Source organism: Fastidiosibacter lacustris, assembly GCF_003428155.1.
Taxonomy (GTDB): domain Bacteria; phylum Pseudomonadota; class Gammaproteobacteria; order Francisellales; family Francisellaceae; genus Caedibacter; species Caedibacter lacustris.
This window is the reverse complement of sequence record NZ_QLIR01000023.1, coordinates 1-16684: the sequence shown is the minus strand read 5'-3', so window position 1 is coordinate 16684 and position 16684 is coordinate 1. Positions and strand designations below refer to the sequence as shown.

Here is a 16684-nt window from a genome sequence, read left to right as displayed (position 1 = left end):
TTACTGCTCCAAACTCATCAATGACGCATTACCACCTGATGCTGTTGTATTGATACTAATTGAGCGCTCAACTGCTAGGCGATGTAAATAAAGTGGTCCACCTGCTTTAGGACCTGTTCCAGATAAACCTTGTCCACCAAATGGCTGTACGCCAACAACTGCACCAACGATATTACGGTTAATGTACATATTGCCGACACGAATGTGCTTTATAAAAAAATCTATGGTTTCTTGAATCCGACTATGGATACCAAAAGTTAAACCATAACCTGTTGAATTAACGTCTTTGGCAACTTTGTCCATCTCATCAGCCTTAAAGCGTATGATATGTAATACAGGACCAAATACTTCTCGCTTAAGTGCTTTGATACTATCGATTTCAAACACCACAGGATAAATATAGTTACCTTTTTCTAAGGTCTTATCACTTGCAATCTCATGAACAAGCTTGGCAGATTTACGCATATGATCGATATGTGCTTTAAGATTTGCTTGTGCTTCTTGGTCAATTACAGGTCCTATATCAGTTTCAATAAATGCAGGATCATGGACCTTAAGTTCATTCATCGCACCTTTTAACATGGTAACAACCGTATCAGCAATCTCTTGTTGCAAATACAACACTCTTAACGCAGAACAACGTTGACCTGCACTATCAAAAGCTGATGAAATAACGTCTTGTACCACTTGCTCTGGTAAGGACGACGAGTCCACCACCATCACATTTTGACCACCTGTTTCTGCAATAAATGGTACAATCGCACCTTCTTTGGCAGAAAGTGTTCGTTGAATAAGTCTTGCAACGTCGGTAGAACCAGTGAAAACTACTCCTGCAACGTGTAGATCTTGGGTTAAGGCTGCACCCACTTCTTCTCCTGTGCCAGGCACAAGTTGCACAACATCTTTAGGAATACCCGCTTCATGTAATAATTTTATTGCTTCATAAGCAATAATTGGCGTTTGTTCAGCAGGTTTAGCCACAACGGTATTTCCTGCGGCAAGAGCAGCTGTTACCTCACCTAAGAAAATCGCTAACGGGAAATTCCAAGGACTAATACAAACAACAGCTCCTCTACCATGCAAGCTAATTTGATTTAACTCACCAGTAGGTCCTGGAAGTGTCTTAGGATTTGCAAATTCAGCTTTGGCTTGTGCGGCATAGTAACGACAAAAATCAACGGCTTCACGCACTTCTGCTAAAGCACTTGCAAGTGTTTTACCTGCTTCACGCACAGCAATTGCCATAAATTTTGGCATATTTTCTTCCAATAAATTTGCGCATTTCTCTAGTGCTTGAGCGCGCTTATTTGCATTAACTAAACTCCAGCTATCAAATGCAGTATGTGCCACTTTCATTGCTATTTGAGCAATAGCTTTATTAGCATTATATACTTTACCAAATACTTGATTATTAGCAGGATTAATAATGTTTTCTGCCACCAGTTTAGAAGTGTCAACACCGACAACTAAGGGTCTAGCAATATAATCATTATGATCAAACTGACTCATCTGTAAAGCAAGTTTCTCAAGGGTTCTGGTATCATTTAAGTTATAACTTTTAGAATTCATTCTTTCTTCTCCAAACATATTAACCGGTAATGCAATTTGCAAATGAGGTAAAAAGCCTAAACACTCAGCTTTTTGCACTGGGTCTTCTACTAAGCTTTCAATCGGTGTTTTTTCATCAACGATACGATGCACAAATGACGAGTTGGCACCATTTTCCAATAATCGCCTTACTAAATAAGGTAATAAGTGCTTATATGTACCAACAGGAGCGTAAATTCGACAAGGTATATTAAAATTGCTCTTACCAACCACATGATCGTAAAGTGCATCACCCATACCATGAAGACATTGAAACTCATAGTCTTTGTATTCTCCCGCTAAGTGCATCACCAATGCTGTTGTATACGCATTATGCGTGGCAAATTGTGGATAAATATGCTTCGTATGGTTAAATATTTTTTTAACACATGCTTGGTAGGAAAGATCAGTATAACACTTATGAGTAAATACTGGGTAATCTTCTAAGCCCTCCACTTGAGCACGTTTAATCTCTGAATCCCAATATGCACCTTTAACCAAACGAATCATGAATCTATGACCTGTTTGCTCTGCCAAATCAATTAAATAATCGAGTACAAAACTTGCACGTTTTTGATATGCTTGCACCACGATACCAATACCTTCAAAGCCTTGTAATTTTCTCTCATACGCAAGTCGCTTAACAAGTTCAAGAGAAAGCTCTAAACGCTCTGTTTCTTCGGCATCGATATTTAAACCGATATTATAGCTTTGTGCTAATTCAACAAGTTTTAAGAGCTTTGGATACATCTCAAGGTGTACACGATCTACTTGTGCAACTTTATAACGTGGGTGAAGTGCTGATAACTTCACAGAAATGCCTGGATTAGTACGTACACTATATTTATGCGCAGCTTTACCAATTGCCTCAATCGCTTTATGGTATTCGTTGTAGTAGAATTCAGCATCTGCCATCGTCGTTGCTGCCTCACCTAACATATCATATGAATAAGTAAAGCCGATTTCTTCTTTCTCTTTAGCACGCTTTAAGGCTTTTTCAATCGTTTCACCCATTACATACTGCTGACCTAAGATTTTCATCGCGTGCATAACCGCGCGACGCACCACAGGGCGCGAACGCTTATCTAAGAAGTTCTTGAGCACGGTTTTAAACTTATTTTGATATAGCTCTGGTTTTAAAATTTTACCAGTCAACATCAAACACCACGTTGCTGCATTAACAAACAAATACTCACTGTCACCAACATGTTCCTGCCAATTCGCACTTGTGAGTTTGTCTTTAATTAGCTTGTCTGCTGTATATTTATCAGGCACACGCAATAATGCTTCAGCCAAACACATGAGGACGATACCCTCATCACTTGATAAATCATATTTGGTCATAAAGGCATCTAGCCCACTTTTACTTAACCGAGTTTCACGTACGCTTGCAACCAAACCACTGGCAATATCCTGTATTTTCAAGCGTTCGTTTTCTGTAAGCGCAGCTTCTTTAGCAAGCTTTTCAACGATTGTCTTCTCGTTACATAACCAATACTTAGAAACCTCTTGCATTAAAGGGGATTGATCAAATTTATCTATGCGATCTAAAATCATGCTTACCTCACCTTGCAAATCATCACAGCTTTCAACTGTAGCATCTTGTGCTTGTCTTTGAGTACCTTGCTGTTTAATCGTTAAAATTTTTGCTACCATTTTTTGGTGTTTTTTATCCACTGGTTTAGACTTGATAAACCAATTAAATAAGTCTTGATCTTCACACTCTAACAGAGTGTGGAACGCTTGTTTTTCTTCATTAGAAGCCTTTAAATATTCACTCTCAATATAAGAAGATAACATCAAATCAAGCTCTAACATGCCGCGCCTTGCTGCCCAACGCACGCGCGCAAGCACCTCTTGATCTAAATCTTGTTGTATATCAATTGCCATAAGAAATCCTACCCATCTGGGACAAAGATGGCTCATGGTAGCATAAAAGATAAAAAAATCGTAAATGAAATTAGCATCTCCTACTTCTTTAAAACTTAAAGAAAATCGATTTACGCCCTGGTTTCAATCCTAAAATTTCGCTACCATTACGCCTTAAGTATTTGTAAGTTTAATAAAAACCAAGCATCATATTGGATAACCTCATGCAAGCAACTTATGATTTTACAAACTTAGAAAAAGCCGTACAGAAATTCTGGCATGACAACCAGTCTTTTAAAGCAATAAAAGATAATTCAAAAGAGAAGTTTTATAGCCTTTCAATGCTACCTTATCCAAGTGGAACACTACATATGGGGCATGTACGTAATTACACCTTAGGAGATGTGATTAGTCGTTATCAAAAAATGCTTGGCAAAAATGTATTACAACCAATGGGATGGGATGCGTTTGGGCTTCCAGCCGAAAATGCTGCCATTAAACACCAAAAGGTCCCTGCTGATTGGACTTATAGCAATATTGACCATATGAAAAAACAACTACAATCACTTGGTTTTGGTTATGATTGGGATCGTGAAATTGCTACTTGTGACGACAGCTATTATCGCTGGGAGCAATGGTTTTTTATTAAGCTATTTGAAAAAGGTTTAGCCTATCGTAAAAACTCAGTTGTTAACTGGGATCCAATTGATCAAACCGTACTTGCTAATGAACAAGTTGTTGATGGTCGAGGCTGGCGCTCAGGGGCACTTATTGAGAAAAAAGAAATTCCTCAATGGTTTATTAAAATCACCGATTATGCTGACGAATTATTAAAAGACTTAGACCGATTACAAGGCTGGCCAGAAGCTGTTAAGGTAATGCAAACCAACTGGATTGGCAAATCAAAAGGCGTTACTGTTTGTTTTGACGTAAATGGCACAAAACTAAAGGTTTTCACTACGCGCCCTGATACTTTGATGGGAGTGACCTATTTAGCCATTGCAGCTGAACACCCCCTAGCCACACAAGCAGCTCAAAATGATCCCAAAATCGCTCAATTTATTAGAAAATGTCAACAAACTTCTACGATGGAAGCAGATCTTGCTACCCAAGAAAAACTCGGTATTAAAACATCATTTTATGCCACTCACCCGATCACCAACGAAAAAGTTGAAGTATGGATAGCAAATTTCGTATTAATGAGCTATGGCACAGGCGCAATCATGTCGGTTCCAGCTCATGATGATCGCGATTGGGAATTTGCTCATAAATATCATATTTCTTTAAAACAAGTGATTGAAACGACAGAAGGTAACACAGATTTAGGCAAAGGTGCGATCACTGAGAAAGGTATTTTAATCAACTCAGGTAACTTCAACGGCTTAAACTTTGATCAAGCATTTAGCAAAATAAGTGAACACCTTATTACTCATAATAAAGGGGAAGTGACAACCAACTTTAGGATTCGTGATTGGGGTGTTTCACGTCAACGTTACTGGGGCTGTCCTATTCCAATGATTCACTGTGATCACTGTGGTATCGTCGCTGAAAAAGAACAAAATCTACCTGTTAAACTACCAAAAGATGTTACTTTAAACGGCACAATCTCACCGCTTAAACTTTTGCCCAGGTTTTATGAAACAAACTGTCCCAAATGTGGTAGCAAAGCAACTCGAGAAACCGATACCTTTGATACTTTTATGGAATCCTCTTGGTATTATGCACGTTACACCTGCCCAAATGCAGATCAAATGTTAGAGGATGAAGCAAATTACTGGCTACCTGTTGATCAGTACATAGGAGGTATTGAACATGCAATCATGCACTTACTTTATGCACGATTCTTCCATAAACTGATGCGTGATGCAGGACTTGTAACAAGTAGTGAGCCTTTTACAAACCTTTTAACACAAGGGATGGTCTTAAAAGATGGTGCTAAGATGTCGAAATCAAAAGGAAATACCGTTGATCCACAACACCTAATCAATAAATATGGTGTCGATACCGTTCGCCTATTTAGTATGTTTGCCGCTCCTCCTGAGCAGTCACTTGAATGGTCAGACTCAGGTGTAGATGGTGCGCACCGCTTCTTAAAGAAAATTTGGAATTATATTTATACAAACAAAGATAGCATCGATCCTCACCTACAAGTCGATACCAATAAACTTGATAGCAACGATAAAAGTGTACGTTTAGAAATACATACAACACTTAAGCAAGCATTAGTTGATTTTGAAAAAATGCAATTTAATACGGTTGTCTCTGCCTGTATGAAAATATTTAATAGCCTACAAAATGCTAATCCATCTGAACTTATTAGCGAAGGCATTAATATTCTATTACGCTTACTTGCACCTTTTACACCACATATTGCACAAGCGTTATGGGTAGAATTAGGATTTGGCAGTGATATTCTAACAGCGGGCTTCCCACAGGTGGATAATAAAGCACTTAAGAGTGATCGCTTTACCCTGGTGATTCAAATCAACGGTAAGCTTCGCACCAAGCTTGATGTGCCAAGCGATTTAAGCCAACAACAAATTAAAGATATGGTCGTAGCACATGAAGTTGTGGTCAAACTATTAGAAGGCAAGGTTATTAAAAAAATGATTTATGTCCCTAGAAAACTTCTAAATATTGTAGTGGGAGCGTGATTAGATGATCAATTATTTATTGAAAAAATGCTTTTTTATCCAGTTTTTGTTCTTAGTATTAGTAGCAAGTTTTCTTTATGGTTGCGGTTTTCATCTACGTAGCTGGAATGAAGGTATGCCAAAATTTATGCAGAAAGTTTATATCAGACATGCAGGTACAGATTTTAATTTTTTAAATACTTTAACTGCCTCCATCAATGCAACGGGAGCAGAAGTTGTTACATCATCTACAGATGCAGATGTTACAATTGACATAAAAAGTGCCACCTCAAGTCGCCGCCTTATTGGCATCACTGGTGGTGCATCTTCTAACGATTATGTCCTAAGCTACAGCGCAAACTACGATATATTGAATAATAAAAATCAAGCCATCCTTAAAAACCAAAATAACTCTGCGTCACAAACCTATACAACTAATGCCACTCAACAACTAAGCAGTAACGCTCAGCAACACCAAATCTACAATAATTTACAATCCCAAGTTGCAAGCAATATCATCTTACAAATACAAAGTATTTCTGAATCACGCTATAACAAACCAAGTAGTGATCATTAATTTGGTGACCTTGTTTTTACCACCTGATGGACGCGCTATTTATGCAAAAACGTTACTTTAAGCCAAGGAAGTACTTGTCGCCAACAATAGGGCAATTGGGACAACACAAATCTATAAATGAATTTACACAGTTATTTTAATACTTTCGAAAAAATTTATAGTCAGAAAACTAAAACTCTAACCTACCACCGTTTATACCACTTCAAAAGTATCCTTCCCCCCCATATTAAAACGCATCTTTTATACAGCAGCTATACTTTCTTTTGTTAACGCATTAAGGATATGGTTAAAGCTAGCACTCGGACGCATTACTTTCATAACTTTCTCAGGGGTTGGATGATAATAGCCCCCAATATCGACCTTCGCACCTTGTACGTCATTAAGTTCAGCAACAATTTTACCTTCATTATCTTGTAGTGCCTTTGCAACTGGGTTAAAGACTTCCGCCAATTGCTTATCTTTTGTTTGATATGCCAGACTCTGTGCCCAATAAAGTGCTAAATAAAAATGACTGCCTCTATTATCAATCTCACCAGCTTTACGGGATGGTGATTTATTATTATCTAAAAATTTAGCATTGGCTTGATCTAAACATTCTGCAAGCACACGCACCTTACTATTATTTGTTTTGTTTGCAAGATCATCTAATGACGCGCCAAGAGCCAAAAACTCACCCAATGAATCCCACCGTAAATGATTTTCAGTGATAAACTGCTGTACATGCTTAGGTGCAGAACCACCTGCACCTGTTTCATACAACCCCCCGCCTGCTAAAAGCGGTACGATAGATAGCATTTTGGCACTTGTCCCTAATTCTAAAATAGGGAACAAATCTGTTAGATAATCACGCAACACGTTACCCGTTGCTGAAATAACGTCTTTACCTACTTTAATGGCTTGTAAAGAAAAGTGCATTGCATCAGCTGGTGACATAATGTGAATATCAAGGTCAGATGTATCATGATTTCTCAAATAAGTGTTAACTTTTGTGATCATATTGGCATCATGTGCTCTATTTTTATCCAGCCAAAAAACAACAGGCGTATGCGTTAAGCGGGCACGCATAAGTGCCAATTTCACCCAATCTTGAATTGCGATGTCTTTAGTTTGACACATGCGCCAAATATCACCCTTTTCAACCTCATGAGATAACAGTACATTGCCTTTTTCATCAATAACGGACACTTTGCCATCTTCTTTAATTTCAAACGTTTTATCGTGTGAACCATATTCTTCAGCTTTCTTTGCCATAAGACCGACATTGGCAACACTCCCCATCGTTCTTGGATCAAACGCACCATTTTGTTTACAAAAATTGATTGTTTCTTGATAAATGCCAGCATATGAGCGGTCTGGAATCATCGCTTTTGTATCATGAAGCTTACCATCTCTACCCCACATTTTACCTGATGAACGAATCATGACTGGCATTGAAGCATCAATAATCACATCGTTTGGTACATGTAGATTAGTAATACCTTTATCAGAATCAACCATTGCAAGCTTTGCTTTAGTTTGATATACGACTTCTAAATCTCTTTTAATCATAGCTTGTTCAGTTTCTGGTAGCTTTTGAAGCTTAGCATAAACATCACCAATGCCATTGTTTGGATCTATGCCAAGGCGCGCAAATTGATCTTTATACTTAGTAAATACATCTTTATAGTAAATGCTTACTGCATGGCCAAAGATAATTGGATCAGATACTTTCATCATCGTTGCCTTCATATGTAAAGACAATAAGATATCATCCTTTTGGGCTTGATCGACTTGTTGTTCAAAGAATGCACGTAGCGCCTTTACACTCATCTTTGAGGCGTCAATCACTTCACCTTTTAATAGTGGAGCCTGAGCTTTCAACAGCTCTGTTGAGCCATTTTTTGCTGTAAAAACAATCTTGAAACTCGTGTTTCCGGCAACCACTACAGATTGCTCACTACCATAAAAATCGCCTTCACTCATGTGTGCTACATGTGATTTAGAAGCTTTTGACCACTCCCCCATTGAGTGTGGATGCTTTCTAGCATATTCTTTTACGGCTTTTGCTACTCTTCTATCTGAGTTACCCTCACGCAATACAGGATTGACAGCGCTACCTAGTATTTTGGTATAACGTGACTTTATTTCTTTTTGCTCATCGGTATTGGCATCTACCGGGTAATTAGGAATATTATAACCTTGAGCTTGTAATTCTGAAATCGCCGCTTGCAACTGAGGAATAGATGCGCTGATATTTGGCAATTTAATAATATTAGCATCTGGTGTTTTAGCCAGCTCACCTAATACTGCTAAATCATCTTCACAGCGTTGTTCTTTAGTTAAACTTTCCGGAAAATGCGCCAAAATACGTGCCGCCAATGAAATATCTTTTGTTTCTACCTCAATGCCACATGGCTTAGTGAAGGCTTGAATAATTGGTAACAATGAATAGGTTGCAAGCATTGGTGCTTCATCTGTATAGGTATAAATCAACTTTGTCAATGTCATATTATTTCCTCTTGATAATTTTAGTTAGGCTGCATCAAGGCATTTAATAAATTTGCCCACTATCATAACAAAATATATGCTCGCCGCATATGAATGTTTGACGCAAACAAATATCTTGCTATAATTTCGGCAGTTTTTAGTGAATAACTCTAATGTTTCTCGTTAGGCTATATAATCAAATAATCAATAAGGATACAAATACCATGGCTAGCCCAGGATTATCTTACCAAGATATACTAAACGCAATCGCAACTTTGCATGCACAAGGCAATAAACCTAGCATCAACAATGTTAGAGATACAATAGGTCGTGGCAGTCCCACCACCATCAGTAAATTTTTAAAACAATGGCGAGACGAGCAGGAAAACGCTGTACCTCAAAATATCAAACAAGAAGTATTAATTACCTCTAAAAAAGAAGAAAACATGCAGCCAATAACTCAAGCAACTGCTTTAGAAAAAACACAAGCAAATCAGGGAAAAGGAGTCACCCAATTAAATCAAACTCAATCCTCTGATTATACTCATAACAAAGTCACAGTCACAAAAAATACCGATCCTATGATTGAAGCGCTATTAGCAAGTTCACAATCATTAAGCAGCGATATCCTCAGCAGTATGTCAGATGAGTGGAGCATGGTACTTAATGAAAGTAATCCCGAAATCAAGGTGCGCAAGCTTTATGCCGCTCTTGTTAAGGAACAAACTCGACGTGAATCTGCTGAGCAGGTGGCAAAAGAGGCACGCATTTATGCCGAAGCACTTAAAGAACAAACAACTCAACGCATTTCTGACCTACGCGATGCCTTAGAAGGACAAATTGCTTTTTTAAATGGTCAAATTCGTCAATTAAAGCGTGAGGCCGAGCAAAATTTAGAATATTACAGAAAGCAACTTGAAAAATCGAATAACGTCCTTGCCGAAATAAAGCGTACTCGTTAATAATCCTACATATCACAGTTGAAGCCTCTAAGTTAATAACGTTACAATACCTCACAAACTTCTTAAATTTTTACTTATCATGAACAAACAAATTCTTGTGATGGGCGCTGGCTCTTGGGGTACAGCACTTGCTTTACAACTTGCTCGTGTAGGTCACCTTGTTTATATTCACTCGTGGAAAACCGAACACAATACCAAAATGGTAAAAGACAAGCATAACAATGATTATTTACCTGATTCACCTTTTCCAGCCAATCTACTTGCCATTGATAACTGGTCATACATTATTCATCAGTGTAGTGATATTCTCATTGCTACTCCAAGCTTAGGTTTTATTGATACAATTAATACTTTAAAACCTTATCTTTTATCTAATCAAGGGATTATCTCAGCGACAAAAGGCTTTTGTCATAATAGTTATCAACTATTAGATCAACTGGTTGCACAAACTTTAAGAGACAATAATTTTGGTTTGATTACAGGACCAAGTTTTGCTAAAGAAGTGGCAAAAGGCTTGCCAACTGCTATTCTTGCTGCTGCTCACGACATTGATTATGCCAAACATATTCAAACACTTTTTAATAGTGAAAACTTTCGTTGTTATAGCTCCACAGATGTAACAGGTGCTGAAATTGGTGGTGCAGTTAAAAATATACTTGCTATTGCTTGCGGCATTTCTGATGGATTAGGATTTGGTGCCAATGCCAGGGCTGGTCTCATCACACGCGGCTTAAATGAGCTCACACAATTAGGTCTAGCATTAGGCGGCAACCTTGAGACTTTTTATGGCTTGAGTGGATTGGGAGATTTGCTTTTAACCTGTACCGACAATCAATCACGCAATCGGCGATTTGGCGTCTTAATTGGGCAGGGGAAAACAAAAGAACAAGCCTGTCGTGAAGTTCAGCAAGTTGTTGAAGGTATTGCTACCACTAAAGTTGTACATAAAATTGCACAAATATATGCAGTACCAATGCCCATCGTTGAAGCCATTTATAATATCATACACCAAGACATGGATATGCTAACGATTGCCAAAAGACTATTAACTCGAGGGCTTAAAGAGGAGTAATGATCTTGCCATTTCCATGACTAAGCCAAACTAGATTAATCTCAAATTCTACAAATAAGGTGGAGAAGGTTTAGTTAGATGAAATATATTTCTCACGTCTGACATGCTTAGCATCAAAACCATATTCAGATAAAAGTGCAAATGCATCATCAATCATATTGGGATTACCACACAAGTAAACGACATCGTGTGCAGGATTTAAATCCAATTTTTCAAAATAACGCTGGACATAGCCTTTTACTTCATCTTCCAACAAAGCATTTTCTTCTCGGCTTAAACAGGCGATAAAATGCAAGTTTGGAGTGTTTTTTACATATTGACGGAAATCTTTAGCATAGATTGCATCTTGTTGATATTGCACACCTAAAAGAATATAAACAGTTTTCACATTCTTTGTTAGAGCCGTTTGTAAGCTTGGTAACATTGCACGATAAGGCGCAATGCCAGTTCCCGTTCCGACTAAAATCAGTTTATCAATAACTTCATTCTCTTTTAATATCAAGCGTCCAGCAGGTCCCATCACATTAAAACACTGACCCTTTTGCATGTTAAAAAAGTTTTCAGAGGCAATGCCACCATCAACATATGAAATTGCAATCTCAATTAAATCTGTTTGGTTTGGAATCGTTGCAACGCTATAGCTTCTACGTCTGAGTTTTCCATCTTCATGATCAAATAAAAACGTAATAAACTGTCCTGGTACAAACTCAAATTTGCTACCATCTGCTTTTTTAAATACTAGATGTTTAACATTTGGTGCGATCATGCTTGCATCCACCAACTCTACTTCAAAGTGTTCAATTGCCATATTTTCTTTATATCAATTTGTTTTAATGAAGGTAGTGTACGTTCCTTGACTTAAATAATCTATGATTTTGTCATTGGAATTTCTAGCGAATCAAGTGCTTTTTTCAATGCGTCAATCGGCAACCCGATAATGTTATTAAAGTCACCTTTAAATGCCTTGACAAAACGCGCACCAACTCCTTGAATAGCATAACCACCTGCTTTATCTTGCGGTTCACCTGTTCGCCAATATTGTTTTATTTCAAGCTCTAATAAGCGAGCAAATAAAACTTCACTGATACTTACCTCTTCATGTACCTTCCCTTGATAGCTTAATGCAAAAACAGTCAACACTTGATGCCATTTGCCACTTAATTTGCTCATATAATCACAAAAGGTTTCGAAGTTTAAGGGTTTAGTAAGAATTTCACCTTCAAGTGCAACAATGGTATCAGCAACTAAAATCGGTTTGTCTTGTTGTCGACATATCGCTTCTGCAGCTATTCGTTTTAAAGTAATTACACGCTTTAAATAACTTAAGGGAATTTCATTTGCTAAAACGGTCTCATCAATATCAACGCTAAATTGCTGAAAAGGAATATTAGCAAGGCGAAGCAGCTCTGCTCTTCTGGGCGATTGAGAGGCAAGGTAAATCATTTTCCTTTCTGTAAGAATTATCGTAAAAATGATAAAAACTTACTCTTGTTGATCTAAGATGTCAAGTACATCTCTATCACTTGCAAAACTGTTTTGTTGCCTATTGTTCTCTTTAGTTTGCAACGTTTTATCAAGCTCATAATCATAATTTTGCAAGTACGCATTACGTGCTGCAATATATGGATCAATTGAGCTATTCATTAATCTTTCATATAAAGATAAATATTGCACTCCCTCATTTGATTTATATATACCATAAGCGCTCCAGCTTACAACTCGTGGTGAAATATACGTATAATTTAATGGATTAAATACACTATCGACCAAGTTACCTGTTGCCCCACCAAAAGTATTAGGTCCTAAAATCGGCAAAATAAAATATGGCGAATAACGATAACCCCATTTTGCAAGTGTAAATCCAAAATTTTGTGTTCTTCTTGGCAAACCCAGCGTCTTCCCCACATCAAATAAACCAAAAACCCCAAAGATTGTATTAGCCAAGAAACGCGCCGTATCGCGCCAAGCATAATCTAAATTAAATTGCAACAAATTATTCGCTACACGTCCTGGTTCTAAAATATTATTATAAGTATTATCGATTCCCGTTTGAACTTCATTAGGAACAATATAAACATAGCCTTTAGCCGCAGGAATAAATGCATAATCATAGGTTATCTGGTTAAATTTAAATATTGCCCGATTATAGCCTTCCCACGGATCCCGATTTTGTTGAGTAGCACAGCCAGATAGCGCCAAAGCAAAAGTACTTATACTTATTGTCCTGAATTTCATATTTAGTTATTTATATTCTAATTATTGCGCGTCAGTATAGCTCATTTCCTAAAAACAGGTCACACACAGTTTAGCATAATGGTTTCAAAATCGCTGTTCGCAAAATGATTATAGTAAGATTCGAATGAGATCCGTTCTATGTATTATTTGTTTATCCATCCTATACAATAAACGTAAATGATTTTACAATAGTTGCGTTTAAATTTAGGTATCCTGACATGACACAACAAAACCATATCGCTTCCAATACTATGAAGTGGCTTATTACGGTAACTGTTATGCTTGCAGCGATGATCGAAATCATCGACACCACAATAGTTAACGTCGCTTTACAAGATATGGCAGGTTCTCTTGGTGCCAGTGCTGAAGAAATTTCATGGGTTGTCACCTCATATATAGTTTCATCAGCAATCTGCATGCCGTTAACAGGTTTTTTTGTGCGTACCATTGGCAGAAAACGTCTGCTTTTAATTAACATTATCGGTTTCCTTATTTTCTCTATGCTCTGCGGCTTATCAGCTTCCCTTGGAGAAATGATATTTTTTAGGATTATGCAAGGCATCTTTGGCGCTTCTTTAGTTCCCCTTTCTCAATATGTATTAAGAGACACTTTTCCACCCAAAGAACAAATCAAGGCAATGGCAGTGTGGGGTGTTGGAATCATGGCTGCTCCTGTACTTGGTCCTACATTAGGGGGCTATATTACAGATTGGATGAATTGGCGTTGGATTTTCTATATCAATATTCCAGTATGTTTAATTGCAATTGTGATGACTGTCTTGTTTATCAGTGAAACCAAACGTGAGAAGCTTAATATCGATTGGCTCGGGTTATTCCTTATGATCATAGCAATCTCTACTTTACAAATTTTTCTTGATCGTGGCAATAATGACGGTTGGCTATCATCACACTTTATAGTTGCCATGCTAACGTTCTGGTTGATCGTTGGCATCGTCTTTATTATTCGAGGATGGTTTAACCCTAAAAATATTCTTAATTTGCATTTATTCAAAGATCGAAATTATGCTGCATCCTGCATTTTACTCGTACTATATACCGCTGGCATATTTGGATTAATGACCATTCAACCTCTGATTATGCAACGCTTTATGAATTACTCTGCAGCACTATCGGGTGAACTTATGATGCCACGCGGTATTGCAGCTGCTATCGCAATGATGTTCATTTCACCATTATCCAAAAAACTGGATTTACGCCTTATCATCTTCCTAGGCATTACCATAACCGCTTATGGCAATTATTTATATGCACAAATACCACTGATGAGCGACACGTGGAATTTGATGTATCCAGGCATCATTCAAGGTATTGGCATGGGTTTTTTCTTCGTTCCTGTATCCACTATGGCATTACAAACAGTAAAGCCCCAAGATTTAGCTGAAGGTAGCGGTATGTTTAGCTTCTTTAGAAACCTCGGCACATCCGTTGGCACATCTATAATGGTCACAGTACTCACCCAACAGGCTCAAGTAGCTTGGTACAGCATGGTTAGGCATATTGATCCAAGCAATCCTTACTATCAAACTTGGCTTCAACATACAAATTGGCAAGCTCAAGATCCAACGACCTTAGCCATCATTGCACAAAACATCACAACACAAGCAAACATTATTGGTTTTAATGATGTTGCATATTTGTCTTATTTATTGCTACTTTTTTGCCTTCCTTTTATTTGTACGTTAACCAAACCCAAAAGCACTAAATTAACTATGGATCATTAAAGCAACGTCTCATATTTGAGTAACAATAAGCTTTGGTTCATACTCCATACAAATTCGTGCTCACAATCGACAATGCAAATACGCACCTAATAGATAAATCAATTTAGGCTTATCGTTGTGTTTTACTATATAAAACAACCATTCTTTACACAAAAACACTACCTCACTTAAGCATAACCTCATATTATTACTAACAGTACCTAACCTGATTTGAAGATGATAAATTGGTCAAAAAAGCTTTAATAACGATTACTTATCTCTCTGGTTTATTTCTTTGTATCGAAAGCAGCTATGCCTGCCGCAAAGACTTAAATACTCGAGATATTTTTTCGGAATTGGGAGATCCTTGTCATTTAGTTGGTGATCCAGTCAATCCCGTTAATGGCAATATGCATCTTGAAAGGATGGATTATATTGTTAACAGTCCAAATCCAATTGAATATCAAATAAAAACCTTTGATCGTGGGCAGCTAATTGGGCAGAAACTATTTGAGCATAGCCATGACTGCCACGTTTTTCCTAAAGAGGTTAAAAGCAAGAGTGTAAATGTCAGTACCTATTATGATGACAAGGGTTTATTGCGTCAGAAAAAAATAGCTCATGGTTCAACGATTTATGAAGAAGCTAATTACCGATGGAATCAACATAGATTACCCGAAGAAGTTAAATATTTAGGTGGTTTAACCTTACATTTTAGCTATGACCACAAACAGCGCCCTAAGCGTATCAGTAGCATCAATGGCAAAATACAGTTTAGCCAATATAACAATAAGCTTAACAGTTACACTGATGATAAAAGCCATCATGTTGAATATGATAGTAATGGCAATGTTACTAAACTAGGAGAAATGACATTAAGTTATGATGCGTTTAATGGTTTGACACTTATGAAGAACTGGAAGCTTACTTTAGGAAAAATAATTTGCAGGTTGAGATGCTATGAATATCTTTTTTTTAGATAAAGATCCTAGTTTGGCAGCTAGATATCAATGTGATAAGCATGTAGTAAAAATGGTATTAGAATCTGCACAAATTTTAAGTTCAGTACACAGATTATCAGGCAGTAATGATCAAGCTTTGTATTCTTTAACACACCAAAACCATCCTTGCGTATTATGGGTGATAGAAAGCGAAGCGCATTATAAATGGTTACTCAAACATTATATAGCGCTGTGTTCTGAATATACATACCGCTATCAAAAGTTACATAAGTCTGAAATGTTATGCGGTATACTATCTAATGTGCCAAAAGCCTTGGCAAATACAACTTTTTCTTGGACATTGAAAGTAACTGATAATGATATCAAGGATGTCGTAGCAAGCTATCAACAATATTATATTAATAAATCAAAGGTCATGAAAATGACTTGGATAAATAGAGAAATACCTCATTTTATGAGTAAAATACATAAATAAAAACCTGATGATGTTCTACTTTCACATGACGAATGCCACACTATCATCGACGCTAACTGTTTTCACTTCTGAGTTCGGAATGGATTCAGGTGGTTCACAGTCGCTATTATCATCAGGTAACTCTC

Annotated in this window: 12 protein-coding genes and 1 rRNA gene; 7 read left to right on the top strand and 6 right to left on the bottom strand. The window is 37.3% G+C overall.

The window, feature by feature from the left end; translation table 11 throughout:
* Window positions 1-3477 carry a bifunctional proline dehydrogenase/L-glutamate gamma-semialdehyde dehydrogenase PutA gene (gene putA, locus DNJ77_RS08830; protein ID WP_192877955.1) on the bottom strand — a complete coding sequence of 1159 codons (3477 nt, stop codon included), beginning with the start codon at window positions 3475-3477 and terminating at the stop codon, window positions 1-3.
* Between the two features lie 203 nt (window positions 3478-3680).
* Here putA and leuS point away from each other — a divergent pair, with 203 nt between their 5' ends.
* Window positions 3681-6110, top strand: coding sequence for a leucine--tRNA ligase (leuS, locus tag DNJ77_RS08825; RefSeq protein WP_116964625.1), 2430 nt, complete (start codon window positions 3681-3683; stop codon window positions 6108-6110).
* A gap of 4 nt (window positions 6111-6114) precedes the next feature.
* Window positions 6115-6666, top strand: a complete 552-nt coding sequence (locus tag DNJ77_RS08820) for an LPS-assembly lipoprotein LptE (protein WP_116964624.1) — start codon at window positions 6115-6117, stop codon at window positions 6664-6666.
* A 240-nt stretch (window positions 6667-6906) separates the two neighbouring features.
* Here DNJ77_RS08820 and DNJ77_RS08815 read toward each other — a convergent pair whose 3' ends face one another.
* Window positions 6907-9147 (bottom strand): NADP-dependent isocitrate dehydrogenase, encoded by a 2241-nt coding sequence (locus tag DNJ77_RS08815; protein WP_239986789.1) that lies wholly within the window; start codon window positions 9145-9147, stop codon window positions 6907-6909.
* 209 nt (window positions 9148-9356) lie between these two features.
* Here DNJ77_RS08815 and DNJ77_RS08810 point away from each other — a divergent pair, with 209 nt between their 5' ends.
* Window positions 9357-10094, top strand: a complete 738-nt coding sequence (locus tag DNJ77_RS08810; protein ID WP_192877954.1) for a DNA-binding protein — start codon at window positions 9357-9359, stop codon at window positions 10092-10094.
* 79 nt (window positions 10095-10173) lie between these two features.
* The gene (locus tag DNJ77_RS08805; protein WP_116964621.1) at window positions 10174-11166 is read left to right on the top strand and encodes an NAD(P)H-dependent glycerol-3-phosphate dehydrogenase; all 993 of its coding nucleotides are present in this window, start codon (window positions 10174-10176) and stop codon (window positions 11164-11166) included.
* 70 nt (window positions 11167-11236) lie between these two features.
* Here the strand turns inward: DNJ77_RS08805 and DNJ77_RS08800 are convergent, their stop codons facing one another.
* The 3 genes from DNJ77_RS08800 to DNJ77_RS08790 are packed head-to-tail and all read right to left on the bottom strand — an operon-like array spanning window position 11237 to window position 13401.
* Entirely contained in the window at window positions 11237-11974 is a 738-nt protein-coding gene (locus tag DNJ77_RS08800; protein WP_116964620.1) for an FAD-binding oxidoreductase, read from the bottom strand.
* A 59-nt stretch (window positions 11975-12033) separates the two neighbouring features.
* Complete coding sequence (locus tag DNJ77_RS08795; RefSeq protein ID WP_116964619.1) at window positions 12034-12609, bottom strand: Maf family protein; 576 nt, start codon at window positions 12607-12609, stop codon at window positions 12034-12036.
* Window positions 12610-12648: 39 nt separating this feature from the next.
* Entirely contained in the window at window positions 12649-13401 is a 753-nt protein-coding gene (locus tag DNJ77_RS08790; protein ID WP_116964618.1) for an MlaA family lipoprotein, read from the bottom strand.
* A 218-nt stretch (window positions 13402-13619) separates the two neighbouring features.
* On the opposite strand from DNJ77_RS08790, the gene DNJ77_RS08785 reads away from it, so the two are divergent.
* The 3 genes from DNJ77_RS08785 to DNJ77_RS08775 all read left to right on the top strand — a co-directional run bounded on the left by DNJ77_RS08785 (window position 13620) and on the right by DNJ77_RS08775 (window position 16559).
* Complete coding sequence (locus tag DNJ77_RS08785; RefSeq protein WP_116964617.1) at window positions 13620-15143, top strand: DHA2 family efflux MFS transporter permease subunit; 1524 nt, start codon at window positions 13620-13622, stop codon at window positions 15141-15143.
* A 224-nt stretch (window positions 15144-15367) separates the two neighbouring features.
* Window positions 15368-16105 carry a hypothetical protein gene (locus DNJ77_RS08780; RefSeq protein ID WP_116964616.1) on the top strand — a complete coding sequence of 246 codons (738 nt, stop codon included), beginning with the start codon at window positions 15368-15370 and terminating at the stop codon, window positions 16103-16105.
* Window positions 16083-16559 (top strand): pyrimidine dimer DNA glycosylase/endonuclease V, encoded by a 477-nt coding sequence (locus DNJ77_RS08775; protein ID WP_116964615.1) that lies wholly within the window; start codon window positions 16083-16085, stop codon window positions 16557-16559. The genes DNJ77_RS08780 and DNJ77_RS08775 overlap by 23 nt, the downstream gene beginning before the upstream one ends.
* A 2-nt stretch (window positions 16560-16561) precedes the next feature.
* Here DNJ77_RS08775 and rrf read toward each other — a convergent pair.
* Window positions 16562-16676, bottom strand: a 5S ribosomal RNA gene (gene rrf / locus DNJ77_RS08770).
* Window positions 16677-16684: the final 8 nt, after the last annotated feature.